The sequence below is a fragment of the Pandoraea pneumonica genome (assembly GCF_902459645.1).
In the GTDB taxonomy this organism is placed as follows: Bacteria; Pseudomonadota; Gammaproteobacteria; order Burkholderiales; family Burkholderiaceae; genus Pandoraea; species Pandoraea pneumonica.
Genome location: NZ_CABPSK010000004.1, coordinates 251,891 through 278,159 on the forward strand (window position 1 = coordinate 251,891; position 26,269 = coordinate 278,159).

Consider the following 26,269-nt stretch of genomic DNA (forward strand, 5'->3'; position numbering starts at 1 on the left):
ATGAGCGACAGCGACAATACGCTTGCCAAGAGCTTCGAGCCGCAGGACGTCGAAGCCCACTGGGGCCCCGAATGGGAACGCCGCGGCTATGCCCGGCCGACGTTCGACGACGCCCGCGAAGATTTCAGCATCCAGTTGCCGCCGCCGAACGTTACCGGCACGCTGCACATGGGTCACGCGTTCAACCAGACGATCATGGATGGTCTGACGCGTTATCACCGCATGAAGGGCGCCAATACCCTCTGGGTACCGGGCACCGACCATGCGGGCATTGCCACGCAGATCGTCGTCGAGCGCCAGCTCGACGCGCAGAAAGTCTCGCGCCACGACCTCGGCCGCGAGAAGTTCGTCGAGCGCGTGTGGGAATGGAAAGAAAAGTCGGGCAACACCATCACGGGCCAGGTGCGCCGTCTCGGTGCCTCCATCGACTGGAGCCGCGAATACTTCACGATGGACGAGAAGATGTCCAAAGCCGTGCGCGACGTTTTCGTCACGCTGCACGAGCAAGGGCTGATCTATCGTGGCAAGCGTCTCGTGAACTGGGAATCGACCCTGCTCACCGCCGTGTCCGATCTGGAAGTGGTGAGCGAGGAAGAAGAAGGCTGGCTGTGGCACATCCGCTATCCGCTGGCTGACGGTTCGGGCTCGCTCACGGTCGCGACGACGCGTCCGGAAACGATGCTCGGCGACGTCGCGCTGATGGTTCACCCGGAAGACGAGCGCTACAAGCATCTGATCGGCCAAATGGCCAAGCTGCCGCTCTCGGACCGCGAAATCCCGATCATTGCCGACGACTATGTCGATCGCGAATTCGGCACGGGCGTGGTGAAGGTCACGCCGGCGCACGACTTCAACGACTACGCCGTCGGTCAGCGTCACAACCTGCCGCAAATCAGCATTCTCACGCTCGACGCGAAGATCAACGAGAACGGCCCGGAGAAATACCGTGGCCTCGACCGCTTCGACGCGCGCAAGCAAATCGTGGCCGATCTGGACGCGCAGGGCCTGCTCGAATCGGTCAAGGCGCACAAGCTGATGGTGCCGCGCAGCGACCGCACGGGCACTGTCATCGAGCCGATGCTCACCGACCAGTGGTTCGTGGCGATGAGCAAGCCGGCACCGGAAGGCACGTTCCACCCGGGCAAGTCGATCACCGAAACCGCACTCGACGTGGTGCGTAGCGGCGAGATCAAGTTCGTGCCCGAGAACTGGACGAACACGTACAACCAGTGGCTGGAGAACATTCAGGACTGGTGTATTTCGCGCCAGCTTTGGTGGGGCCATCAAATTCCGGCGTGGTACGACGATGCGGGCAACGTCTACGTCGCTCGTTCGGAAGAAGAAGCCATCGCAAAGGCGAGCGCTGCCGGTTACACGGGCGCGCTCAAGCGTGACGAAGACGTGCTCGACACGTGGTTCTCGTCGGCGCTGGTGCCGTTCTCGTCGCTGGGCTGGCCGCAAGAAACGCCGGAACTCAAGCACTTCCTGCCGTCGTCGGTCCTCGTGACCGGTTTCGACATCATCTTCTTCTGGGTGGCGCGCATGGTCATGATGACCACGCACTTCACCGGCAAGGTGCCGTTCAAGACGGTGTATGTGCACGGTCTGGTGCGCGATGCCGAAGGCCAGAAGATGTCCAAGTCGAAGGGCAACACGCTCGATCCGATCGACATCGTCGACGGCGTGACGCTCGACACCCTGCTCGCCAAGCGCACGACCGGGTTGATGAACCCGAAGCAAGCCGCGACCATCGAGAAGAAGACCCGCAAGGAATTCCCGGAAGGTATTGCACCGTTCGGCACCGACGCCCTGCGCTTCACGTTCGCGTCGATGGCCACCCTGGGCCGCAACATCAACTTCGATCTGGCGCGCTGCGAAGGCTATCGCAACTTCTGCAACAAGCTCTGGAACGCCACGCGTTTCGTGCTGATGAACTGCGAAGGCCACGACTGCGGCATGGCGCCGTGCGTGGGCGATTGCGGCCCGGACGGTCAACTCGACTTCTCGCGCGCCGACCGCTGGATCGTGTCGCTGTTGCAGCGCGTGGAAGCCGACATCGAAAAGGGCTTCGCCGACTACCGTTTCGACAACATCGCCACGGCGATCTATAAGTTCGTGTGGGACGAGTACTGCGACTGGTACCTCGAACTGGCCAAGTGGCAGTTGCAGAACGGTACGCCTGCGCAACAGCGCGCCACGCGCCGCACCTTGCTGCGCGTGCTGGAAACCGTGCTGCGTCTGGCCCACCCGGTCATTCCGTTCATCACCGAAGCCCTGTGGCAGAAGGTGGCACCGATTGCTGGCCGTTATCCGGCCGACAAGGCGCCGGGCGAAGCCAGCATCATGATGCAGCCGTACCCGGTGGCCGATGCCGGCAAGATCGACGAGAGCGACGAAGCGTGGATGCAGCAGTTGAAGGCTGCCGTCGACGCCTGCCGTAACCTGCGCGGCGAGATGAACTTGTCGCCCGCACAACGCGTGCCGCTGCTGGTCGCGGGCGATGTCGACTTCCTCAAGTCGATTGCGCCGTATCTGCAAACGCTGGCCAAGCTCTCCGAAGTGCAGGTGCTCGACGATGAAGCCGCGCTCGATGCGCAAGCCGCAGGTGCACCGCTGGCCATCGTCGGCGCGAACAAGCTGGCGTTAAAGGTGGAAATCGACGTGGCGGCCGAGCGCGAACGCCTCGGCAAGGAAGTCAAACGCCTTGAAGGTGAGATCGCCAAGTGCCACGGCAAGCTGTCCAACGAGAGCTTCGTGGCACGCGCGCCGGCAAACGTGGTGGAACTCGAGAAGCAACGATTGGTCGACTTTGAAGCGGTTCTCGGTAAATTGCAGGCTCAGCTCGCCCGCCTGCCCGCCTGAGCACCGCACAAACCAGAAGGGAGATACCAATGAAAACAGTGGTAACCAAGGCCGTTTTCCCCGTTGCGGGTCTCGGCACTCGATTCCTCCCGGCGACCAAGGCGAGCCCGAAGGAAATGCTGCCGGTCGTCGACAAGCCGTTGATTCAGTACGCCGTGGAAGAAGCGGCTGCGGCCGGTATCACCGAGATGATTTTCGTCACGGGCCGTAACAAGCGCGCGATCGAAGATCACTTCGACACGGCCTTCGAGCTCGAAGCTGAACTCGAAGCCAAGAACAAGCAAGCGCTGCTCGACGTGGTGCATTCGATCAAGCCCCCGCATATCGACTGCTTCTACGTGCGTCAGCCCAAGGCACTCGGTCTGGGTCACGCGGTGCTGTGTGCAGAAAAGCTCGTGGGCGACGAGCCGTTCGCAGTCATCCTCGCGGACGACTTGCTCGACGGCCAGCCGCCCGTGCTCAAGCAGATGGTCGATCTGTACAACCAGTATCACAACTCGATCATCGGCGTCGAAGAGATCCCCATCGAGCAAAGCCGCTCGTACGGGATCGTCGCGGGCAACGAGTGGGGCGAGACCGACATCGTCAAGCTGACGAATATCGTCGAGAAGCCGGCGCCGGAAAACGCACCGTCGAATCTGGGTGTCGTTGGCCGCTATGTGCTGCGTCCGCGCATTTTCGATTGCATCCGCGAGATCGATCCGGGCTCGGGCGGCGAGATTCAACTGACCGACGCCATTCAGAAGCTGATGCAAGACGAAGTCGTGCTGGCCTATCGCTACAAGGGCAAGCGCTTCGATTGCGGCAGCAAACTGGGGTATTTGAAGGCGACGGTGGAATTTGCGCTGCGCCACCCGGAACTGAAGGATGCGTTCCGCGAGTACCTGCGTGAGTCGCACGGCGATCTCATCTAACGACGAGACTGCCCCAATGAAAAAAGCCGACGGCATGTCCGTCGGCTTTTTTTATCTTCGAGGCCCGCAGCGACTTAACGGCGGCGCATCAGGAAGTAAAAGGTCTTCTCTTCTTCACGCGATTCGAGCAATTCGTTGCCGGTTTGCTTAGCGAAGGCAGCGAAGTCACGCGCCGAACCCGGGTCGGTCGCCACGATACGAAGCACTTCTCCGCTTTGCATGTCGGCGAGTGCTTTCTTGGCGCGCAGAATCGGCAGCGGGCAATTCAGGCCGCGGGCGTCGACTTCTTTCTGAAATTCCATGCTCATGTCCCTCGTGTGAGTCTCATTCGTATTGTCTACCGGACTTCGCCCGGAAACGAAGATTCTACCGTAGTCGTCGCGCGCGCATCCTGAGTTGCCCATCCCATTCGAGCATCGCGCACGCTGACTTGGCCCTGACGTGCCCCTGACGCGTCCACCTACCCGGCGATCGACAATCGCGCCGACTCCACGTATTCGACCGGCAAATTCCGCCGACGCAGCCATTCTGCTACGGCGTGCCCCGTGCCTGCCGGCCATGGGCGCACGTGCTCGGGCTTCACCAGGCGAAACTCTGCGAGTTCCTCCGAGAGCAGAATGTCGCCATCGCACACGGCGTGGTAAGCGATGATCAACTCGTTCTTTCGCATGAATTCATAGACACCGAGCAGCGAGATCGCATCGGTTTCGAGATTGGTCTCTTCCTTGATCTCGCGGCGGATACCGTCTTCGGGCGTCTCATCGCGCTCGAGAAAGCCGGTGATCAGGGCAAACATGCCTTCCGTCCAAGCGGCGTTGCGCGCGAGCAGAATTTGTCCGCGATACTCGACAAGTCCCGCGACGACGGGCAGCGGATTGTCCCAGTGGACGAAACCACAAGCAGCGTCGGGGCACGCCCGGCGAATACGCCCGGCAACGTCACGCGAATCAAGCGGGGAGGCACAGCGGGGACAAAAAATGAGTTCGTTCATGATCGTTCTTCGGCGAATGCGAATATCTTAATTGAACTCATGACGCGCTGCACATTCGGTAATTTCCGGGACGCCCGGGGGCCGGTGTCCCGAAATCCGAAGCGTATAATCGACCGACGTCTTTCAACAATACTGCGCCCCGTGTCAGACACTACGCCCCCCTCCTCGTCTGCACCCCCTCCCGAATCCGAAGCGCCGCCACCGAAGCTGGCCGCTACGCCCAACGCCTCGCTACCCGCACGCATTGCCCGCACCAGCGCGCATCGCTCGCGCCGCTTATGGCGTAACTACGGCGTGTTCTGGCTGGGTGCCGTGCTCGTCGGCCTGGTGTCGGTGGCGTATGCGAAGTTCATCGATTTCGGCTTCGAGCTATTTCAGCGCATGTTGGCGCACGGCTTTTGGGTGCCGCTCATCATCACGCCGCTGGGCGCAGCGCTCGCTATTTGGCTGACGCAGACCTTTTTCCGCGGCTCGGAAGGCAGCGGTATTCCGCAAGTCATCGCCACGCTTCAGGACGGCCGTCTCTCGAAGTCGCTGCTCACGCTGCGCATCATGTTCGGCAAGATCGCGATGTCGTTTCTCGGCATCCTGTGCGGCTTCACGATCGGACGCGAAGGTCCGACGGTACAAATCGGCGCGTCGCTCATGTATGCGATGCGGCGTGGCTACGGCCGCAGCAGTGCGCATATCGAGCGCCAATTGACGCTGGCCGGTGCGGCAGCCGGGCTGGCCGCCGCCTTCAACACGCCGCTCGCCGGTGTGGTGTTCGCCATCGAGGAATTGAGCCGCAGCTTCGTGGCGCGCAACAGCGGCACGTTGATTACCGCGATCATCTTCTCCGGCGTGGTCGCACTGGGCTTGCAGGGCAACTATCTCTACTTTGGGCAGATTAAAGCGCTTAGCGAATTCCACTGGGCGATCATCCCCGTGTTGATCGCCGCGAGCGTGCTGACCGGCATCTCCGGTGGCCTTTTCTGCTGGCTGATGATCAATGTGCCGCGCTGGATGCCCGGCGGGCTCGTGAACCTGCGACGCGGCCATCCGGTGCGTTTCGCGTTCCTGTGCGGTTTGGCGATTGCCGTGATCGGCATCGTATCGGGCGGCACGACCTTCGGCAGCGGATATGCCGAAGCGCGCGGCTTGCTCGAGTCGCAACAGGCGCTCTCCCCGTTCTACGCGCTGTTGAAATTCGCCGCGCTGTCGGTGTCGTACCTGTCGGGCATTCCGGGGGGCATCTTCGCGCCGTCGCTGGCGATCGGCGCGGGGCTGGGCAACGTGTTGTCGCATATCACGTCTGTGGTGCCGCTACCGGCCATGGCCGCGCTGTGCATGGTGGGCTATCTGGCCGCTGTGACCCAATCGCCGATCACGTCGTTCGTGATCGTCATGGAGATGATCGACGGCCACCAGATGGTGATTCCTCTCATGGCCGTCGCACTGCTCGCGACGCAAGTCTCGAAAGCCTTCTCGCCGTCGTTCTATCACACGCTCGCCCACCGTTTTCTCCCGTCGGAGACGGCAGCGCCAAAGCAGGCGTGAACGGTTAGCCTTTCACACTCAGTTCGCGACTCAGTTCACGAATATCGGCCGCGAGACGCTCGACCGTCTCCGGCCGCGTATCCCACGCGCACATGAAGCGGCAGCCGCCCGCGCCAATGAACGTGTAGAACTTCCAGCCCTTCGCGCGCAGTGCCTCGATCACGTGCAGCGGCAACTCGGCAAACACCGCGTTGGCTTGCGTCTCGAACATGATCGACACACCGGGCACGTCGCGAATGCGCTGCGCCAGCAACTGCGCCATCGCGTTCGCATGGCGCGCATTGCGCAGCCAGACATCGTTCTCGAGCATGCCCAGCCACGGCGCGGAAATGAAGCGCATCTTCGACGCCAACTGCCCGGCCTGCTTCACGCGATACGCAAAATCTTCCGCCAGCGCACGGTTGAAAAACACCACCGCCTCGCCCACCGGCAGCCCGTTCTTGGTGCCGCCGAAACACAGCATGTCCACACCGGCGCGCCACGTCACATCGCCCGGATGGCAGCCCAGCGTTGCCACCGCATTCGCGAAGCGCGCGCCATCCATATGCACGCGCAGATTGCGCCGCTTGGCGACAGCGGTAATCGCCTTCACTTCGTCTACGGAATACACCGTGCCAACTTCCGTGGCCTGCGTGAGCGTGACCACCTTGGGCTTGGGGAAGTGAATATCTGAACGGCGGCTAATCACCGACTCGACGGCGTCCGGCGTGAGCTTGCCGTTGTTCTCGCGTCCACGCGCAGTGAGCAGCTTGGCGCCATTGGAAAAGAACTCGGGGCCGCCGCACTCGTCCGTCTCGACGTGCGCCAGTTCATGACAAATCACCGAGTGGTACGACTGCGAGAGCGAGGCGAGCGCCAGCGAATTGGCTGCTGTGCCGTTGAACACGAAGAAGACTTCGCAATCGGTATCGAACAGCGTGCGCACGCCATCGCAAACGCGCTGCGTCCAGGTGTCGTCGCCGTAGGCCACTTCATGACCGCTGGCATTCGCTTCGGTGAGATAGTGCAGCGCTTCGGGGCAAATGCCTGCGTAGTTATCTGAGGCGAAGTGTTGCGGCACATCTGCCTGCGGCTGTGCTGAAGCACTGACAGACGCAGCCGATGCAGATGAAGCAGATGAATGGGAAGAATTGGCGGGGTGTTGCGACATGACGACCTCTTCAGTACAACGGGGATCGCCCGTCGATCCCCGACCTTGGCCTTGTTGGCCCGCTTACTCGGGACGCGGATCCGACCAGAGCGTGCCGCCCGTGGCCCAGTTTTCGCGTTTGGTATCGGTGATGATGATGTCGACCGACTCCGGCGTGCAACCGAGGGTCTCGACCGCTGCGGCGGTCACGGCCTTCACGAAAGCGCGCTTTTGATCGACCGTACGGCCCTCGAACAACTCGACGTGAAACGTTGGCATTGCTATCTCTCTCCTTGTGTTGTTGTCATCGCCCGCGGCAATCAATCGCGAAACGAGCCGTCCATTCTATCGAGTTTGCGCAGCAACGCGGGCCATTCCAGTTCCCCCTCGATGGCACCACCGTCTTCGAGTTGCACGGCAGTCTTGTCTTGTACCGCAGCGCTGGGCAGGTAAGGCGGCGCACCGCCCACGAGCGCCTGCAATTGAATCTCGCAGGCTTTGATGAGTGTGGCCATCAGCACGAAGGCTTCGGCGACCGTGCGCCCGACGGTCAGCGTGCCGTGATTGCGCAGGAGCATCGCCGGATACGCACCTAACGACGCCACCAGCCGCTCGCCTTCCGACGGCGAAAACGACAGCCCTTCATAGTCGTGATAGCCGATGCGTTCATGAAAACGCAGCGCGTGCTGCGAGATCGGCAGCAAACCATGCGGTTGAATCGAGACGGCGATGCCCGCTGTGTTGTGCAGATGCATGACGCAAACCGCATCCGGTCGCGCGGCATGCACCGCGCCGTGCAGCGCAAAACCGGTGACATTCACCGGATATTCGCTCTCGCCGACAATCTCGCCGTCCATCGTGATCTTCACGAGATTGGACGCCGTCACTTCGTCGAATGCCAGCCCAAACGGATTGATCAGAAAGTGCCCCGGCTCGCCCGGCACCATGGCCGAGATGTGGGTGTAGATGAGGTCGTCCCAGCCGTGCATCGCCGCGAGCCGATAGCATGCCGCGAGATCGACACGCATGCGCCGCTCGGCGTCGCTCGTGCCCGTGGCAGCCTTGCGGCCCGCCTGCAATGTGAAAGCCATGTGAAATGCTCCGCGGAGAAAGAATCAGGGGGCGCGATCCAGCGAGCGCCGCCAGTCCCAGACGAAGCCCACGGCACCCAGCACCAGCACCGCTGTCGCGCACAACAGCGCCGCCGTGAAGCTGCCGGTCGACTCGACCAACGGGGCGGCGACCAGCGGCCCCACGATCTGCCCGATGCCATAGGATGCCGTCACCAGCCCGATCAGGCCATTGGCATTGTCCCCACGCAGCCGACGACACTCGCGCACCGCATAGACGGTAATCGCCGTGAACGGCAAGCCGACGAGCACACTGCCCAGCGCAAAGCCGACCACATTCGGCAGCACGATCCCAATGCCCACGCCAATGCCCTGCATCACGTAACAAGCGGCGAGCAACAGCCGGTTATCCCATGTGATAGGGGCACGCGCGCCGATGATCGCGCCGGGAATCACCATCAGGCCGAGCAGCGGGAAAAACAGATCGGGCCACGGCGAGCCGGGCAAGGCGTGGCGCGCGATCACTGGCAGGAAGGTGGCGGTGATGATGTAACCGAAGCCAGCAAAACTGTAGAACACCGTGATCGGAATGACGTTCTCACCACTGCCGTGATTAACAGCGTGCGGTGCGGCATGCGTTGCCGCATCCCCGTCCGGTTTGGCTGCGACCGGCGCATCGGCCGCGAACGTGCGCCAGATGACCGCAAGCAACACGAGCGCGAGCACGCCGCACAACAACCAGCCGCCACGTGCTGGCCAGCCGATCGCCGTGTTCAAACTGGCGAGCAAACCCGTCACCACAATACCTGCGCCCGGCCCCGCGAAAATCACGCCGCCCAGACTCGGCATGCGCAACTCGCCCAGCTTGCGAAAGCCCCAGCCTGCCGAGAACACCATGGCCCAAGCGCTCATCACGCCCGCGAGCGTGCGCACGATCGCCCACACGACGAACGACTCCAGCAGCCCCATCGCGAGCGTAAGCACCACCGTCGCGGCCAGCGCGAAGCGAATCAGAAACGTGGGGGTGAAGCGCAGCCACATGCACGAGAGTGCGCCGACGAAATAGCCTGCGTAGTTAAGCGAGGCGAGCCAGCTACCGTGTTGAATGTCGACCAGTTGCTCATGCAGCATGAGCGGCAACATTGGCGTGAACGCAAAGCGCCCGATGCCCATGGCAATCGACAAGGCAAGCATGCACGACAGCGCGATGCGCCACGCGGCACGCTCAGGTGACGGCTGACGCGATGAGGCAGTACGAGCGGAATCGGCGAGAGTGGCTGACATGGCGTTGGCTGACCCGCGAACGGGTGTATCGGATAAACGCGCAAACCAGTGCCGCGATGCGCGTGCTGTCGTGGCGAATACTTTACATGGAAAACATCACGCCATGCGATGGTTCCCCTGCAAGGCGAGGGGCAATTGAAAACCCACGGGCGACGAGACCTAAACAGGACTGCCGCAAATCCGGCGCCACCATGCAAAACGCGCGCCGAAGCGCGCGTTTGCAAAAACTACCGGCTGAGGAGAATTACAGCTTGCCAGCCACCCAGCCCTGCACACCGGCCAGCGCCTGCGGCAGTTGCGACGGATCGGTGCCGCCAGCCTGCGCCATGTCGGGACGGCCACCGCCCTTGCCGCCGACTTGCTGCGCGACAAAGTTGACCAACTCGCCCGCCTTGACCTTGCCCGTGGCATCGGCCGTCACGCCAGCGATCAGGCTGACCTTGCCGCCTTCGACGGCCGCCAGCACGATAGCGGCGCTCTTGAGCTTGTCCTTGAGCTTGTCCATCGTCTCGCGCAGCGTCTTGACGTCGGCGCCTTCCAACTGCGCAGCCAACACCTTCAGACCGTTCACGTCCACGGCTTGTTCGGCCAGTTCGTCGCCTTGGCTCGATGCCAGCTTCGACTTGAGCGCGGCCAGTTCCTTTTCCAGCGACTTGACCTGCTCCTGCACCTGCACGATACGCGGCGTCAGTTCAGCCGGTTGCGTCTTGAGCGCAGCAGCGGCTTCGTTGACCTGATCGTCGAGCTTCTGCACGAAGCGCACCGAGTTGTCACCGGTGATGGCTTCCACACGGCGGATACCGGCAGCCACACCGCCTTCCATCACGATCTTGAACAGACCGATATCGCCCGTGCGCGTCACGTGCGTACCGCCGCACAGTTCGCGCGAGGAACCGATGTCGAGAACGCGCACTTCGTCGCCGTACTTCTCGCCGAAGAGTGCCATCGCACCGCCCTTGACCGCGTCGTCGAACGACATCAGCGCGGCTTGCGTCGGCGCATTGGCCAGCACTTCCGCGTTGACGATGTCTTCCACGCGACGGATTTCGTCGGCCGTCATCGCCGCGTTATGGGCGAAGTCGAAGCGCGTCTTGTCGGCGTCGACCAGCGAGCCCTTTTGCTGCACGTGGCCGCCGAGCACTTCACGCAATGCCTTGTGCATCAGGTGAGTGGCCGAGTGATTACGCACGGTGCGCGCACGGCGCACGGCGTCGACCTGTGCCGTCACCGCCTCGCCCACTTTCAACTCGCCCGATTCGAGCTTGCCGTAGTGGCCGAAGACGTCGGCTTGAATCTTTTGCGTATCCGACACACCGAAGCGTGCGCCCGACGTGGTGATCAAGCCTTGATCGCCCACCTGACCGCCCGATTCCGCGTAGAACGGCGTGGTGTCGAGCACGACGATACCTTGCTGACCGGCCTTCATCGACGTCACGCTCGTGCCGTCGACATACAGCGCCGTGACCTTCGCGCCTTCGAGCACGAGTTGGTCATAGCCTTGGAAACGCGTCTTGTCGCCGTCGTATTCCAGCGCCGTGGCCATCTTGAACTTGCCCGCAGCGCGCGCCTGCTCGCGCTGGCGTGCCATAGCGGCGTCGAAACCGGCTTCGTCGACCGAGATGCTGCGCTCGCGGCAAACGTCGGCCGTCAGATCGAGCGGGAAGCCATACGTATCGTGCAGCTTGAACGCGAGTTCGCCGTCGAGCGTCGTCACGCCGCGCTTGGCCAGATCGGCCAGCGCGCCTTCGAGAATCTCCATGCCGTTCTCGATGGTTTCGCCAAAGCGCTCTTCTTCCTGCTTGAGCACGTCGGTCACGCGTTGCTGTGCCGCCGCCAGTTCCGGATAGGCCACGCCCATCTCGGCCACCAGATCCGGCACCAGCTTGTAGAAGAACGGTTGCTTGCGGCCCAGCTTGTAACCGTGGCGAATCGCGCGGCGGATGATACGGCGCAGCACATAGCCGCGGCCTTCATTGCCCGGAATCACGCCGTCGACGATCAGGAACGAGCAAGCGCGGATGTGATCGGCAATCACCTTGAGCGAGTTCGCGGTGAGATCGGTCACACTAGTCTCACGGCCAGCGGCCTTGATCAGGTGCTGGAACAGGTCGATTTCGTAGTTGCTGTGCACGTGCTGGAGCACGGCAGCGATACGCTCCAGGCCCATACCGGTGTCGACACACGGCTTGGGCAGCGGCGTCATATTGCCCTGCTCGTCACGGTTGAACTGCATGAACACGAGATTCCAGATCTCGATGTAGCGGTCGCCGTCTTCCTCAGGCGATCCCGGCGGGCCACCCCACACATCGGCACCGTGATCGAAGAAGATTTCCGAGCACGGACCGCACGGGCCGGTATCGGCCATTTGCCAGAAGTTATCCGACGCGTAGCGCGCGCCCTTGTTGTCGCCGATGCGGATGATGCGCTCGGTCGGCACGCCGACTTCCTTGGCCCAGATGTCGTAGGCTTCATCGTCTTCTTGATAGACGGTGACCCAGAGCTTGTCCTTGGGCAGCTTGTAGACGGTGGTCAGCAACTCCCACGCGTACTGAATCGCTTCGCGCTTGAAGTAGTCGCCGAACGAGAAGTTGCCCAGCATTTCGAAGAACGTATGGTGACGGGCGGTGTAGCCCACGTTCTCTAGGTCGTTGTGCTTGCCGCCGGCGCGCACGCTGCGCTGCGCGGTGGTCGCACGCTTGTACGGGCGCGACTCGAGCCCGAGGAACACGTCCTTGAACTGCACCATGCCGGAGTTCGTGAACAGCAGCGTGGGGTCATTGGACGGAACGAGACTCGACGAGCGCACGATCGTGTGGCCCTTCGACTCGAAGAAGTTAAGAAATTTTTCCCGAATGTCTGCGACTTTCATAGCGTGCTTGAGAGCGTGGGGGCCGGGCCGGCTGCGCCTGGCGGGATATTTTGCAAACTTTTGATTATACGGGAAATCGGCACCCACACAGCGTTGGCGCGCCAACCGCAGTGCGAAACGGCGCTAGTCAGACGCGGTTTCTCCGCCATAGACTCTTCGCCACAAGTTCCGCATTGCAAAACAATGTTTCGCACGCGACGTACAACGCCGTCGCGGTGCGAAGCGATCAAGGAGAGAGATCACGATGGGCGCGCTGAGTCATATCCGGGTACTGGACCTTTCACGTGTGCTGGCCGGGCCGTGGGCCACGCAGAATCTGGCCGATCTGGGTGCGGACGTGATCAAGGTCGAGCGCCCCGGTGTGGGCGACGACACCCGCAGTTGGGGCCCGCCCTACCAGCGCGACGCCGACGGCAACGACACGGCCGAAGCCGCGTACTACCTTGCGGCGAATCGCAACAAGCGCTCGCTGACGCTCGACATCTCGCGCCCCGAAGGGCAGGCCATCGTGCGTGCGCTGGCCGCGCAAAGCGATGTCGTCGTCGAGAACTACAAAGTGGGCCAGCTCGCGAAATACGGTCTGGACTATGCGTCGCTCAAAGCCGTCAAACCCGATCTCGTCTATTGCTCCGTCACCGGCTTCGGCCAAAACGGCCCGCATGCCTCGCGTGCCGGATACGACTTCATCATCCAAGGCATCGGCGGCTTCATGAGCATCACGGGCGAGCGCGACGGCCTGCCCGGCGGCGGTCCGCAAAAGGCCGGTGTGGCCATTGCCGACCTGATGACCGGCATGTACGCCAGCCTCGCGATCATGGCCGCCCTCACCCACCGCGACCGCACCGGCGTCGGTCAGTACATCGACATGGCGCTGCTCGACACGCAAGTCGCCATGCTCGCCAACATGAACACCAACTATCTCGCCAGCGAGAAGGCCCCCGTGCGCTGGGGCAATGCGCATCCGAACATCGTGCCGTATCAGACGTTCCAGACGGGAGACGACGGCTGGATCATCGTCGCCGTGGGCAACGACGGTCAGTTCCGCAAGTTCGTGGAAGCCGGTGGCGAAGCGGCGCTTGCCGACGACGCCCGGTTTGCGACCAATCCGTCGCGCGTGCGCCATCGCGAAGTGTTGGTGCCGATCCTCGCGGAGATGGTGCGCAAGTTCGGCAAAGACGTTTGGATCGACAAGCTCGAAGCCGCAGGCGTGCCGTGCGGGCCGATCAATACGCTGCCTGAAGTGTTTGCGCACCCGCAGGTCGTCGCACGCGAGATGGCCGTCGAGTTGCCGCACCCGTCGGGGGGTGTCGCGCGCCTCGTTGCCAGCCCGATGAAGATGAGCGAAACCCCGCCGGTCGCCCGCACCGCACCGCCCACGCTCGGACAGCACAGCGACGACATCCTGCGCGAACGCCTGGGCTTCGACGACGCGGAGATTGCCGCCCTGCGCGAGAGCGGCATCGTCTGATGTGAAAAAGGCCCGTCGCGAAGTCATCCGCGACGGGCCCGCCCACCAACGCGACCCACGTCACGCGCCGATACTTTCAGTGCCGCGCCCGCATCGATGCCTCGCGAGCGCCCCACACATTCCGCTTACTCGTACCGCTTCCCCTCTGCGAGCAATTCCGGCGTGCCGATCACAGCATTGAGTCCGTCGAAATCGAGCATGCGCTCACGCCATGCTGCCGTCGTGCCTTGCGTATGCAAATTGGCGTAATAGCCCTGCAACGTGTGCGCCACGGCACGCGCCGTGCCGCCCGGGAAGATGACGATCCGAAAGCCGATATCCGCCAACACCTGCGCACTTTGCACCGGGGTTTTGCCGCCCTCCACCATGTTGGCGAGCAACGGCACACGTCCGGCGAAGCGTTTGCACGCCGCTTCCATCTGCTCCGTCGTGCGCAGCGCTTCGATAAACAACGCGTCCGCACCGGCTTCCAGATACTGCTCGGCGCGATCGAGCGCGGCGTCGAGACCTTCGACGGCCACCGCGTCGGTGCGCGCGAGAATGAGCGTCCGGGCATCGTGACGCGCATCTACGGCAGCGCGCACTTTGCCCGTCATCTCCTGCACACTCACCACACCTTTGCCATCCAGATGCCCGCAACGTTTCGGGAACGTCTGGTCTTCCAGTTGAATCATCGCGGCCCCCGCGCGCTCGAAGCCGCGCACGGTGCGCTTGACGTTGAGCGCGTTGCCGAAGCCCGTATCGGCGTCGACGATCACCGGCACGGACACACGTTCCGCGATGCGCGCGAGTGTGTCTTCCACTTCCGGATATGTCGTCAGACCGATGTCCGAGCGACCCAGCCGGGTATAGGCAATCGACGCGCCCGAAAGATAAAGCGCTTCGAAACCGGCTTGTTCTGCGATCAGCGCCGACAAGGCGTCGTACACGCCCGGCGCGAGCAGCACGCCTTCGCCCAGCCGGTGTTTGAGAGATGACGACAGCGTCATTCGGAAATCTCCTTTGAATGGGGTACGGCAGTCACGCCGGACAACGCATCGATGGCCGTCTTCGCCGCGAGGTAACCGCCCGCGACCGCCGAGAGCAGCCCGTTACCGGACAAATAGCCCCACACGGCATTCCCTGACACGCCGCGTGCGGCCCCGCCTGCGGCGAGCAAATTCGGGAACGGCGTGCCGTCCGGGTGCAATACGCGGCATTGGGCATCGATATCGAGGCCGCCCTGCGTGTGAAACAGCGCGCCGGTGACTTTTACGGCGTAATACGGCGCATCCAGCGTGCGGGAAAAACGACGGCCGTCATTAGCAGTGACATCCGGTGCAATGCCCGCCAACGTCGCACGCAACGTCTGCACGTCGCATCCGATGAGGGCGGCAAGTGCATCGATATCGGCACATGTTTTGAGCGCACCTACGGCCTCGGCCTCTTGGAAATCGGGGAACGTGCGCGCCAGCGCCAGCGTCTGCGCATCGAACACATTCCACGCGACACCCCCCGGCTGTGCCAGCACATTCACCGCCGCTTCGGAATAGCCGTGCGTTTCGTCGTGAAAGCGTTTGCCGTCGCGATTGATCTGTACGCCGCCATCCATGATGACGGCCCACGAAATCAGCACGCCGTGCGGCGATGCCCACGAACCATGCCCCTGATAACCGCCAAGGTCAGCCTGTGCCGCCCCCAGCGCTTGGCCCCAAAGGAGCGCGCTGCCGTCGTTGCCGTCGTGACCGCCGTAGACGGCTTGCGCCATTTCGGGCAGCAATTCGCCTCTCAGCGCGGCGTTACCGCCGAAGCCGTTGCAAGCGAGCAGCAGCATGTCACAGCCCAAATACTCCATCGCGCCGTCCGGGCGCACACCGCCCACGGCGCTCACGCGGCCGTCGTCGTCCACCCAGAGCTCGCGCACCAAGGTTCGCGTCAGCACCGGCGCATCGGTGGCCTGCACGGCGCGCTCAAGCGCGGCCATCAGCGCCGCGCCGGTACGCTCCGGCAGGCTATGCATGCGACGCACGCTATGCCCCGGGTACAAAAACCCGTCGAGAATTTCGAACTTCAGACCGTGGCGCGCCAAGGCGTCCATCGCTGGTCCTGACGCCCGCGCGTAGGCGTTCACCAGATGCGCGGCCGCCGTGCCTTCCGTCTTGCGCAAGATGTCGTGCGCGAACTGTGCCGGACTATCGTCGATAGCCGCCGCCCGTTGCGCCTCGCTGCCCGCCGCCGGGATAAAGCCCGACGACAGTGCTGTCGACCCGCTCGGCACGGCGTCGCGCTCCAGCAGCACGCAGTCGATTCCGGCGTCCTGCAAGACAAGAGCGGCCGTCAGCCCGCAAGCCCCCGCCCCCACGATCACCACGCTTAGCTGCGGCAAGTCGTCGACGGGCGGGCGTCCCTTGCGAATCACGGGTGCGAGCGGCGCGCTCATGCTGCGATCCGGCCCGCGAAGGCCTCACAAGTGACGATCTCACCGACCGTGCGCAGATCGGCCAGCGCCGCGTCGTGTGCCGCCGGCGTCGGCGCGGCACAGCCGTCTGAGAGCACCAGCACGCGATAGTCGCGCATGTGTGCATCGCGCGCGGTGCTGGCCACGCCGCCGTTGGTCACGATGCCGCAGACCGCGACCGTTTCGATGCCCGCACGGCGCAACACCCAGTCGAGTTGCGTGTTGAAAAACGCCGAATACGCGACCTTCCACACCGAGACATCCACGTGTTCAGCGAGCGATGCGACCGTCGCGTGGCCCGTCGACCCGGCCACAAAATCGCCGCGCCGCAAAAACGGCCGCAGTTGTTTCAAATGGGGCGAGATCATCGGCTCGCCCTGCGCATCGGGCCAGAGAGTGAACTGGCTCGCGGCGACAAAACCGCCTGCCGACTTGAGCGAGCGTGCAATTGGCGCAATACGCGCAGGCAGCGCCTGTGCCTGCGCCGTGGCAGCGCCGCCCCGGTCGTAAGCGCCGCCGGGGGTAATGAAATCGTTCTGCAAATCGACGATGACGAGCGCGGTACGCGCGACATCGAGGGCGTTGGCTTGGCTCATGACGTAGCTCCCGTGACTCGCATGGCGTTCACGCTTCGCGCGTGATGAGGAGGTTGCCCAGCGCGTCCACACGCCCCGAGAACCCCGGTTCGAGCCAAATCGTCGTGTCCGACTGCTCGAGAATCGCCGGACCGGCGACGCTTGCGCCCACCGGCAAATCGAGACGGGCAAAACGTGCCGCGTCCCACCACTGCCCAGCGTGATAAACGCGCTGCGTGCCGAGCGACGACGGCATCTCAACGGCTTGCGGCGCCAGCACCCCGAGATCGAACTTCGGGCGCACACCGATGCGGGCATAGCGCAGATTCATGATGCGCACGGCAATGCCGTCGAGCGCGCGGCCAAAGGCTTCGCGATACGCGGTCTCGAACGCTTGCGCGATGCCCTCGCGATGCAGCGCCTCGCGCGCCACCGGCACACGCACCGTGTGGCTCTGGCCGACATAAAGCATGTCGAGTTCGATGATTTCGCGCACGGCGTCGAAGCGCACGCCTGCCGAGTCGAGGCGTTGCTGACACGCGACCTGCAACGCTTCGACGCGCGCCACGAGGTCGTCCATATCGAGCGCCGCCAGCGGCTGGTTGAGCGTCTGCACGCTGTCGTGACGCATATCGGCAATCACGCAACCCAGCGCCGACGTCACGCCCGGATAGCGCGGCACGATGCCGGTGGTGGTGCCCACTTCGCGCATCATTGCGCACACGTGCAGCGCGCCACCGCCGCCAAACGGCATATAGGCGAACTGGCGCGGATCGTGGCCACGCTCGATCGACACCAGACGAATCGCCCCGGCCATCTTCGCGTTGGCAACCGTGAGAATCGCTTCGGCGGCCGCGTAGGCATCGATGCCCAGCGGTTCGGCCACGTGCTTACCGATGGCTTGTGCCGAAAGCCCGCTGTCGAGCTTGCCCAGCAAGCCGCCGCCCAGCGGACGGTCGGCAGCGATACGGCCGAGCAGCACATTGGCGTCGGTCACCGTGGGGCGAAGGTTGCCGCGCCCGTAGCACGCCGGCCCCGGAATGCTGCCCGCCGATTCCGGGCCAACTTGCAGCAGACCGCCTGCATCGACCGACGCAATCGAGCCGCCGCCCGCACCAATCGTTTCGATCTGAATCATCGGCGAGCGCACGACCATGCCGAACTCGATCGACGTTTGCGCCGAGAGCGACGCCTCACCACCGGCCACCAGCGACACATCGAACGACGTGCCACCCATATCGCCCGTCACCACATTCGGAAAGCCCGCGGCGCGTGCGATGGCTGCACAAGCGATCACCCCTGCCGCTGGGCCGGAGAGTGCGGTGCGAACCGGTACATCGCTCGCCGTCTCGCGCGACATGATGCCGCCGTTGCTTTGCACGACCAGCAGTTCGCCGTCGAAACCTTGCGTCTGCAAATCACGCGCCAGACGCGTGAGATAGCCGCCGACCACCGGTTGCAGCGATGCATTGAGGGTCGCCGTCGAGCAGCGCTCGAACTCACGAATTTCGGGCAGCACTTCGGTCGCCGCCGTCACGTTGCCGTTGGGCCAGATCGCGCGCACTGCCGCCACGGCGCGTTGCTCGTTGACGGGGTTAGCGTATGCATTCACGAAAAACACACAAACAGCTTCGCAACCAGCGGCAAGCAGTGCGCGGGCGGCCGCTTCCACTTGTGCGATGTCGACGTCGGTGTGAATCGAGCCGTCGGCCAACACGCGCTCGTCGACTTCCAGACGCAGATCGCGCGGCACGATGGGGGTGAAGTTGCCGCGCAGCCCCCATGTGGCTGGCCGGTCGCGGCGGCGCATTTCCAGCACGTCGCGAAAGCCGGTCGTCGTGATGATGCCGGTGCGGGCCACCTTGCGCTCCAGCAGCGCGTTGGTGCCCACCGTGGTGCCGTGCACGATGGTGGCAATGGCTGCCGCACCGCCACGACCGGCCGATTCAACACGTTCGATACCGTTCATAAAACCGCGTGCCTCTTCGCCACGCGTGGACGGCACTTTGACGATGCGCGCGACACCCGCCGCTTCATCGAGCACGAACAGATCGGTAAACGTCCCGCCGACGTCGACACCGACGACCAGCGAGGGGTTCGGGGTAGCTGCTGCGCTCATGCCTGTTGCTCCTTCGTTGCGTTGCCGGTGGTGGCTTGCTTGCCCACACCTGCGCTTTTCACCGCGTTTGTCACATACCCCATTGCCTGATCGTGTGCCCGTGCCTGCGCATCACGGCGGGCCGGGTCGCCGTACCCACCGCCGCCCGGCGTTTCAAGGCGAACGCGTTCACCACGTGCGAGCTTGATGCCGAGCATCTTCGAGGCCATCGGCGGCGTATGCCACTCGCCTTCGTTCTGATACTGAAAGACGTTCGGCACCGACGCTTCGCCACCGGCAATGCCCTGCGGGGCCGAGCGTCCGCGCTCGCCAAAGACGAAAGCTTCCGCGCTGTCTTCCAGCAGTTCGATTTCGTAAATAGCGCCTAAGCCGCCGCGATGCTCGCCGTCGCCCGCCGAATCGGGGCGCAGGGCCCATTGGGTAAATCGCACCGGATACGCGGCTTCCAGAATCTCGACCGGCGGAATCGTCGCCGTCGAAATCGGCGCGTTGCCGTGCGAGAGGCCATCGCCGTCGCTATGCCCGCCGTGGCCGCCGCCGAAGAAGCTGAACATCACCCAACGCTGGCCTTTGCGCGCGGCGTCTGTGCGATAGCCCGCAATCGACAACGCGTTGATCGTGCCGTAGGCCTGCGCCATCGCCCGCTCGGGTGCGGCTTGCGCCATCGCGCAGAAGATCACGTCGATCATGCGCAGAATGGTTTCGGTGTAGCCGCCGACCGGACGCGGGCGTTGCGCCGAGATCAGCAGACCTTCGGGCAGTTCGAACTTCACGGCATCGAGCACACCGGCATTGGCCGGGACATCGGGGAACAGATGCTTGAGCGCGACATAGCACGCCGCAATCGCCGTGGCGCGCGAGATGTTGACGGGCCCCATGCAAGCCGGGGACGTGCCGGTGAAGTCCAGCGTCAACGTGTCGCCCGCCACGCGCATGCGTAGCGCAATGGTCAGCGGCACGTCACGCACGCCGTCGTTGTCGAGCGTGTCGCGATAGGTGTATTCGCCGTCGGGCAGCGCCGTCACATGGGCGCGCATGAGTTTCACGGCACGTTCGCGAAGCTGCGCCAGCGCGTCTTGCACGGTGCTGTCGCCATACTCGTCGAGCAGGTCGGCAAGGCGTCGTGCGCCGAGTTCCAGCGCCGCCAACTGCCCGTTCAGATCGCCCCAGAGGCTATCGGGCAAGCGGGTGTTCGCTTTGAGAATGGCCAACACGTCGGCATCGAGTTCACCGCGCCGGAGAATACGCACCGGCGGAATTTGCACGGCTTCTTGCCAGCATTCGGTCGCCGCCGGGTTGTAGTTACCCGGCACGGCACCGCCCACGTCGTGCCAATGTGCCGCCGATGCCAAGAAGCAATACAGCTCGCCGTTGCGAAACACAGGACGCACCAGCTTGAAGTCGTTGGCGTGGGTGCCGCCTTCGTACGGATCGTTGAAGAGCCACACGTCGCCCTCGACCATGCCGCCGCGCTCGGCAGCCGCGCGGGCCGCCGCCTGCACGGCGAAGGCCATGGCGCCGACGAAGACCGGCAGGCCCGACTTGCCTTGCACGAGCGTGGCGCCGGTGGCGGCGTCGTAGATGCCGTGGCAGGCGTCGTGCGCTTCGGCAATGATCGGGTTGAAAGCACTGCGGTAGAGCGTCGCGTCCATTTCGTCGGCGATCTGCTCCAGCCGGCCCTTGAGGACCGCCAGGGTGACGGGATCTAGCATGAAGAAACTCCGTTAGGTGTCGCGTGAGATGTCGAACTGCGCTGCTTGAGCAGATTGAGCAGGCCGCCTGCGTCGACCATGTCGAGCAGGAAGCCGGGCACGTTCTCGCAAGCGAGGCGGCTGCCGTCGGCGCGTTCGATAAAGCCGTCGCGAGGTGCCAGCCGCAGGGTTTCGCCCTCGGCGATGCACTGCGCGTCGGCGCAGGTAAGCAGCAACAGCCCCACGTTGAAGGCGTTGCGGAAATAAAGACCGTTGAACGACGGCGCGATGACCGCGCGCACGCCCAGATGCACGAGCGCGGCGGCCGCCTGTTCGCGCGACGAGCCGATGCCGAAGTTCGGCCCGGCCACGAGGACGTCGCCCGGCTGGACCTGCGCGGCGAATTCGGGGCGCACGCGATGCAGGCAATGGCGGGCGATTTCATCGATGCCGAATTTCATATAGGCACCCGGGGCGAGCGCATCGGTGTCGATGTCTGCGCCCACCACCCACGTGCGATGGACGGCGGCAAGTGCGTCGGAAGAAGACGTTGGCAATGTCATGAGTGGGGTTGAAGAATCGGGTTCAAGCGCGGGTTCAGGCGCAAGTTCAGGCGAGGACATCGCGCGGATCGGCAATGCGGCCCGTGAGCGCGGCAGCGGCCACCGCATAGGGCGAACCGAGGTAAACCTGCGCGGTCTCGGCGCCCATGCGCCCCTTGAAGTTGCGCGCGGTGCTCGACATCACAGTGGCCCCCTCGGGGATCGAGCCGCCATAGCCCGCGCAAGCGCCGCACGTATTAGCCAGCACTTGGGCACCAGCGGCCACCAGCACGTCCATCACGCCTTCGCGCGCGGCCTGTGCCTGATCGCGCGCCGAGGCCGGTGCCACGACGAAGCGCATACCGTCCGCAACGCGACGCCCCTTGAGCACTCGCGCCGCCGCGCGCAAATCTTCCAGCTTCGCGCCGGTGCATGCGCCCAGATACGCCACGTCGACGGGGATATCGGCAAAGGCATCGATCGAGCGCGTATTGGCAGGGCTATGCGGCGCGGCAACCTGCGGCGCGAGCGTACTGGCATCGAACGTGTGCACTTCGGCCTCGGCACCGGCGTCGCTCTGCCAGCGCTCGACGTCGATGGCGTCGGTAACACCGACCGAGCGCAAATAGTCGACGGTCGTCGCATCCGGCGCGACGAGGCCCACTTGCGAACCCAGTTCGGCGCTCATGTTCGAGAGCGTCATCCGCTCTTGCATCGACAGCGCGCGCACGGCTTCGCCGCAGAACTCGATGGCCTGATAGCGGCCGCCGTTCATGCCGAAGCGGCCGATCATGTGCAGCATCATGTCCTTGGCCGTCACACCGTCGGTCAAGCGCCCGTCCCAGCGCATTTGAATCGTCGAGGGCACCTTGACCCAGATTTCGCCCGACACCGCCACGCCCAGCATTTCCGTACTGCCGATACCGAACATATAGGCACCGAACGCACCGCCGGTCGGCGAATGCGAATCGCCACCCACGCAGAACATGCCCGGGCGAAGATGCCCGTGTTCGGGCACAACTACGTGGCAAATACCGACCGAGTCGTACACATTGGGCAGCGCCTGCGCTTGGGCCCAATCGCGGGCGATACGCACGATGCGACGCGATTCGTCGTCGGATTCCGGCACGTAGTGGTCGATGACCAGCACGACCTTCGATTTGTCCCACAGTTGCGCGCCGAGCGATTCGAGCATCGGTTGCAGACGGCGCGGGCCGCTGGAGTCGTGAAACATCGCGAGATCGACCCGGCAGGTCACGATCTCGCCTACCGCTACTTCGGCCCGCCCGCAGGCGGCGGCAAGCAGCTTTTGCGTCAGAGTTTGCGCCACGGTAAGTCCCTTACATTCCGAGATAAGCACGGCGCAGCTCGCTGCTCGCGAGCAACTGCGCGCACGTGCCGCTGTGACGGATCGAGCCGTTCTCCAGCACGTAGCCACGCTGGCCGGTTTCGAGCGACTGCCCCACGTTTTGCTCGACGAGCAAGATCGACAGGCCATCGCGTTGCAAACGTGCGATCAGGGCGAACAGCTCTTCGACCATGAGCGGCGAGAGGCCCAGCGACGGCTCGTCGAGAATCAGCAGTCGCGGCTCGGCCATCAGCCCGCGTCCGATGGCGAGCATTTGTTGTTCGCCGCCGGACATCGTCCCAGCAGGCTGTGCGATGCGCTCGCGCAGACGCGGGAACAGGTCGAGCATGCGTTCCAGACTGCGCTCGCGATCGGCACGGCCTCGTGCGAACGCGCCCAGCGCCAGGTTTTCACGCACGCTCAAGTTCGGGAAAATGCGGCGTCCCTCGGGCACCTGAATCAACCCGGCCTTGACCACCTCGCGGTAGTGGCGGCCGGTCAGGTCGTGACCGTCGAAGCGCACGCGCCCCGCCCAGACCGGATTGATGCCCGAGAGCGTGTTGTTCAGCGTCGACTTGCCCGCACCGTTGCTGCCGAGCAGCACCACGATCTCGCCCTCACCCACCGTCAGGTCGACACCGCGCAGCACCTCCACGCGGCCATAGCCCGTGCGCAGGCCTTCGACTTCGAGCAAATGGCTCATTGGGCACCTCCGGCCTGTGCAGCCTGTGCCGCATTTGCCGCCTGTGCAGCGAGCCGAGCCGCCGTGCCGTGGCCCAGATAGGCTTCGACCACGGCCGGATCGGACGTCACTTCCTGCGGCGTGCCCGCCGCGATCAGCTTGCCCTGCGCTAGCACCCACACGTGTTCGGCCAGACTCATCACGGCGCGCATCACGTGCTCGATCATGAGCACCGTCACACCGCTTGCCGCGATCTCGCGCACCACGGGAATCATTTCGTCGATCTCACTCGGGTTCAGCCCGGCGAGCACTTCGTCGAGCAACAACAAGCGCGGCCGGGTGGCCAGCGCACGCGCGAGTTCCAGACGTTTGCGCCCGCACACGGTGAGGTCTGCGGCCGGTTTGTCCAACTGCGCTTGCAGATTCGTTTGAACGGCGATCGCCTCGGCTTCGCGCAACGCTGCACGGCGATTGCCCTGATGGAGATGCGCGCCCACGGCGATGTTCTCGCGCACGGTTTGCGCGCCGAACGGCTGCACGATCTGGAAGGTGCGCGTGAGCCCCTGACGCGCCGTCACGAATGGCGCCTGCCCGGTGATGTCGCGCCCTTGAAACTCGACGCGTCCGGCCGTCGGCGTCAGAAACCCCGAGAGCAAACCGAACAGCGTGGTTTTCCCGGCACCGTTCGGCCCTACGAGCGCGGTGAGCGTGCCCGGCCGAATGCTCAGGCTGACATCCTGCACGGCCTTCAGGCCGCCGAACGTGATCGATAAACCCTCGGCTTTCAACAAGGCGTCAGACACGGGCCTTCTCCTTACTTGCTGCGACGCTGCCGACGCTGTTGTCGCTTGCGCGGAACGTGCCGTCTGCGGGCGACTTGGCGCTGCCCTCTTTCCCCATCCCCAGCGCACGGCGCACCGAAGCCCCGGCGCCGGTAATGCCGCGCGGCAGGAACATCACGATCAGAATCAGCACCGCGCCGTAGATCACCATCGAGAGGCCGGGCAACTCGCCGAACAGGTTGCGCGTGAGTTCGCCGAGCGTGTAAAGCGCAGCCGCGCCCAGCACCGGCCCCCACAACGTGCCCAGACCGCCGACGATCACGCCCACCAGCGCCTCGACCGAAATGGTCGAACCGAACGCGATGCCCGCGTCGATGTACTGGAACATCTGCACATAGCAAACGCCTGCCGCACTCATGAACGCCCCCGACAACGCGATGGCACCGAGCTTCACGCGCAGCGGATTGACACCAACCGCACGCGCCGCGCTTTCGTTGTCACGCACGGCCTGCAACCACGCGCCAAAACGCGAATGGCGCAGCCATGCGGTGACCAGCAAGGCGCCCATCACGAACGTCAGCAACACGAACGCGTAGCCGCGCGGCGATGCAAATTGCAGATTCCCGGCGCTTTGATGCAGCGGCACCATCAAGCCGACGCCCGCACCGGTGAACGGCAGCGAGACGGCGAGAATGCGAAACACCTCGGCAAACGCCAGCGTCACCAGCGCGAAGTACGAGCCTTTGAGGCCGTAGCGGAACGTCACGGCACCGACGACCACAGCGACGAGCGTGCCCATCGCAATCGCGAACGGCATCGCGAGCCACGGGTTCCATCCCCATTGCAGTTGCGCAATGGCCTGCGCGTAGGCCCCCACGCCGAAGAACAACGCGTGCCCGAACGACAGTTGCCCGCCAAAACCGCCCAGAATGTTCCACGACTGGGAGAGCAGCACGGTGTAGAGCGTCATCATCAGAAACGACAGCCAAACGCCCGACTGCAACGTCACGAGCAACCCCGCGACGACGACACCGAACAGCACAATTAATCGAAGATCCTTCATCGTTTGCTCCTGCACATGTCTGTAGGCTCCTTAGGCGCGCGCACCGAACAGCCCCTGCGGACGCAGCAGCACGACGATGATGAAAATGGCGAAGATGCCCATTTGGCCGAGCGAATCGCCGAGCCACAGGCCGCCGAGCGACTCGACCACGCCGATGAGCAATCCGCCGACGAGGGCGCCGGTGAAGCTGCCCATGCCGCCGAGCACGACGATCGTGAATGCCACCAGCACGAAGCCGCCGCCGACTTGCGGGTTGACGTAGTACGTCGGCAGCAGGAAGCACGCCGCCGCGCCCACGCAAGCCATGCCGATGCCGAACGACACCGCATACACGCGCTCCACGTCGATGCCCATGAGCTTCGCGCCGTGCTTTTCTTTGGCGACCGCACGAATCGCACGGCCGAGGTCGGTGGCTTGCATGATCCAGAACAGGATGGCGGCCGTGGCCAGCGCACCGCCGAAGGCAATCAGCTTCGGCACCGCCAACATGACCGGACCGATATCGACGGTGGCGAGCGTGTACGGCGTGTCGATGGTGTGGGTGTCCGACTTGAACCACACGAGCGCGAGATTCTCCAGCACGATGGCCAAGCCGAGCGTGACGAGCAGAATGTTCTCGTCCTTGCCGTGGCTCGCCCGCTCGATCACCACGCGCTGCAACGCGTAACCGAGGGCAAACATGCCGAGTGTGACGAACGGCAGCGCCACGTAGGGGTCGATGCCCAGCTTCTCGCGCAGCAGCCAGACGGCGTACAGCGCCACCATGAGCGCTGCGCCGTGGGCGAAGTTGATGATGTGCAGCACGCCGTAGACCAGCGTGAGACCGAGCGCGATGAGGGCATACACCGCGCCGGTCGTCAGCCCGTTGAGCAGGGCCGAGAGCAGAATGACCGGGTCGAGCATC

General features: G+C 64.0%; 22 protein-coding genes. 4 read left to right on the forward strand and 18 right to left on the reverse strand.

Annotation, left to right across the window (positions count from 1 at the left end; genetic code table 11):
- Both PPN31114_RS20365 and galU read left to right on the forward strand, forming a co-directional pair.
- Positions 1-2,862: a valine--tRNA ligase gene (locus PPN31114_RS20365; protein WP_150681347.1), complete on the forward strand. Its 2,862-nt coding sequence runs from the start codon at positions 1-3 to the stop codon at positions 2,860-2,862.
- Positions 2,863-2,891: 29 nt separating this feature from the next.
- Positions 2,892-3,776 carry a UTP--glucose-1-phosphate uridylyltransferase GalU gene (gene galU, locus PPN31114_RS20370; protein WP_150681348.1) on the forward strand — a complete coding sequence of 295 codons (885 nt, stop codon included), beginning with the start codon at positions 2,892-2,894 and terminating at the stop codon, positions 3,774-3,776.
- A 74-nt stretch (positions 3,777-3,850) separates the two neighbouring features.
- Here the strand turns inward: galU and PPN31114_RS20375 are convergent, their stop codons facing one another.
- Both PPN31114_RS20375 and PPN31114_RS20380 read right to left on the reverse strand, forming a co-directional pair.
- Positions 3,851-4,078 carry a sulfurtransferase TusA family protein gene (locus tag PPN31114_RS20375; RefSeq protein ID WP_058380179.1) on the reverse strand — a complete coding sequence of 76 codons (228 nt, stop codon included), beginning with the start codon at positions 4,076-4,078 and terminating at the stop codon, positions 3,851-3,853.
- A 158-nt stretch (positions 4,079-4,236) separates the two neighbouring features.
- Positions 4,237-4,767: an NUDIX domain-containing protein gene (locus PPN31114_RS20380; protein WP_150681349.1), complete on the reverse strand. Its 531-nt coding sequence runs from the start codon at positions 4,765-4,767 to the stop codon at positions 4,237-4,239.
- A gap of 207 nt (positions 4,768-4,974) precedes the next feature.
- Between PPN31114_RS20380 and PPN31114_RS20385 the strand changes: the two genes are divergently transcribed.
- On the forward strand, positions 4,975-6,306 hold the full coding sequence (locus PPN31114_RS20385; RefSeq protein ID WP_370865911.1) for a chloride channel protein: 1,332 nt from the start codon (positions 4,975-4,977) through the stop codon (positions 6,304-6,306).
- 4 nt (positions 6,307-6,310) lie between these two features.
- On the opposite strand, the gene PPN31114_RS20390 is transcribed toward PPN31114_RS20385, so the two are convergent.
- The 5 genes from PPN31114_RS20390 to alaS form a co-directional block, all read right to left on the reverse strand.
- Positions 6,311-7,456, reverse strand: coding sequence for a threonine aldolase family protein (locus PPN31114_RS20390; RefSeq protein ID WP_246182666.1), 1,146 nt, complete (start codon positions 7,454-7,456; stop codon positions 6,311-6,313).
- Between the two features lie 63 nt (positions 7,457-7,519).
- Entirely contained in the window at positions 7,520-7,714 is a 195-nt protein-coding gene (locus PPN31114_RS20395) for a 4-oxalocrotonate tautomerase (RefSeq protein ID WP_087686856.1), read from the reverse strand.
- A 41-nt stretch (positions 7,715-7,755) separates the two neighbouring features.
- Complete coding sequence (locus PPN31114_RS20400; protein WP_150681350.1) at positions 7,756-8,526, reverse strand: class II aldolase/adducin family protein; 771 nt, start codon at positions 8,524-8,526, stop codon at positions 7,756-7,758.
- Between the two features lie 24 nt (positions 8,527-8,550).
- Positions 8,551-9,789 carry a YbfB/YjiJ family MFS transporter gene (locus PPN31114_RS20405; protein ID WP_150681351.1) on the reverse strand — a complete coding sequence of 413 codons (1,239 nt, stop codon included), beginning with the start codon at positions 9,787-9,789 and terminating at the stop codon, positions 8,551-8,553.
- 244 nt (positions 9,790-10,033) lie between these two features.
- The gene (alaS, locus tag PPN31114_RS20410; RefSeq protein ID WP_150681352.1) at positions 10,034-12,658 is read right to left on the reverse strand and encodes an alanine--tRNA ligase; all 2,625 of its coding nucleotides are present in this window, start codon (positions 12,656-12,658) and stop codon (positions 10,034-10,036) included.
- A gap of 244 nt (positions 12,659-12,902) precedes the next feature.
- On the opposite strand from alaS, the gene PPN31114_RS20415 reads away from it, so the two are divergent.
- A complete protein-coding gene (locus PPN31114_RS20415; protein ID WP_150681353.1) occupies positions 12,903-14,126 on the forward strand; it encodes a CaiB/BaiF CoA transferase family protein in 1,224 nt (407 codons plus the stop codon).
- A 125-nt stretch (positions 14,127-14,251) separates the two neighbouring features.
- Here the strand turns inward: PPN31114_RS20415 and PPN31114_RS20420 are convergent, their stop codons facing one another.
- The 11 genes from PPN31114_RS20420 to PPN31114_RS20470 are packed head-to-tail and all read right to left on the reverse strand — an operon-like array spanning position 14,252 to position 26,268.
- Positions 14,252-15,115 carry an isocitrate lyase/PEP mutase family protein gene (locus tag PPN31114_RS20420; protein WP_150681354.1) on the reverse strand — a complete coding sequence of 288 codons (864 nt, stop codon included), beginning with the start codon at positions 15,113-15,115 and terminating at the stop codon, positions 14,252-14,254.
- Entirely contained in the window at positions 15,112-16,545 is a 1,434-nt protein-coding gene (locus tag PPN31114_RS20425; protein WP_150681355.1) for an FAD-dependent oxidoreductase, read from the reverse strand. Before PPN31114_RS20425 ends, PPN31114_RS20420 begins: the two co-directional genes overlap by 4 nt.
- Complete coding sequence (locus PPN31114_RS20430; protein ID WP_150681356.1) at positions 16,542-17,159, reverse strand: cysteine hydrolase family protein; 618 nt, start codon at positions 17,157-17,159, stop codon at positions 16,542-16,544. Before PPN31114_RS20430 ends, PPN31114_RS20425 begins: the two co-directional genes overlap by 4 nt.
- A gap of 28 nt (positions 17,160-17,187) precedes the next feature.
- A complete protein-coding gene (locus PPN31114_RS20435; RefSeq protein ID WP_150681357.1) occupies positions 17,188-19,257 on the reverse strand; it encodes a hydantoinase/oxoprolinase family protein in 2,070 nt (689 codons plus the stop codon).
- Positions 19,254-20,969, reverse strand: a complete 1,716-nt coding sequence (locus PPN31114_RS20440) for a hydantoinase B/oxoprolinase family protein (RefSeq protein WP_150681358.1) — start codon at positions 20,967-20,969, stop codon at positions 19,254-19,256. The genes PPN31114_RS20435 and PPN31114_RS20440 overlap by 4 nt, the downstream gene beginning before the upstream one ends.
- The gene (locus tag PPN31114_RS20445) at positions 20,963-21,511 is read right to left on the reverse strand and encodes a LeuD/DmdB family oxidoreductase small subunit (protein ID WP_150681359.1); all 549 of its coding nucleotides are present in this window, start codon (positions 21,509-21,511) and stop codon (positions 20,963-20,965) included. The genes PPN31114_RS20440 and PPN31114_RS20445 overlap by 7 nt, the downstream gene beginning before the upstream one ends.
- Positions 21,512-21,557: 46 nt before the next feature.
- Positions 21,558-22,820, reverse strand: a complete 1,263-nt coding sequence (locus PPN31114_RS20450; RefSeq protein WP_150681360.1) for a 3-isopropylmalate dehydratase large subunit — start codon at positions 22,818-22,820, stop codon at positions 21,558-21,560.
- 10 nt (positions 22,821-22,830) lie between these two features.
- Positions 22,831-23,541, reverse strand: coding sequence for an ABC transporter ATP-binding protein (locus PPN31114_RS20455; RefSeq protein ID WP_150681361.1), 711 nt, complete (start codon positions 23,539-23,541; stop codon positions 22,831-22,833).
- Positions 23,538-24,323, reverse strand: coding sequence for an ABC transporter ATP-binding protein (locus PPN31114_RS20460; protein WP_150681362.1), 786 nt, complete (start codon positions 24,321-24,323; stop codon positions 23,538-23,540). Before PPN31114_RS20460 ends, PPN31114_RS20455 begins: the two co-directional genes overlap by 4 nt.
- Positions 24,316-25,365, reverse strand: a complete 1,050-nt coding sequence (locus tag PPN31114_RS20465) for a branched-chain amino acid ABC transporter permease (RefSeq protein WP_150681363.1) — start codon at positions 25,363-25,365, stop codon at positions 24,316-24,318. Before PPN31114_RS20465 ends, PPN31114_RS20460 begins: the two co-directional genes overlap by 8 nt.
- Positions 25,366-25,395: 30 nt before the next feature.
- On the reverse strand, positions 25,396-26,268 hold the full coding sequence (locus PPN31114_RS20470) for a branched-chain amino acid ABC transporter permease (RefSeq protein WP_150681364.1): 873 nt from the start codon (positions 26,266-26,268) through the stop codon (positions 25,396-25,398).
- Between the last annotated feature and the right edge of the window lies 1 nt (position 26,269).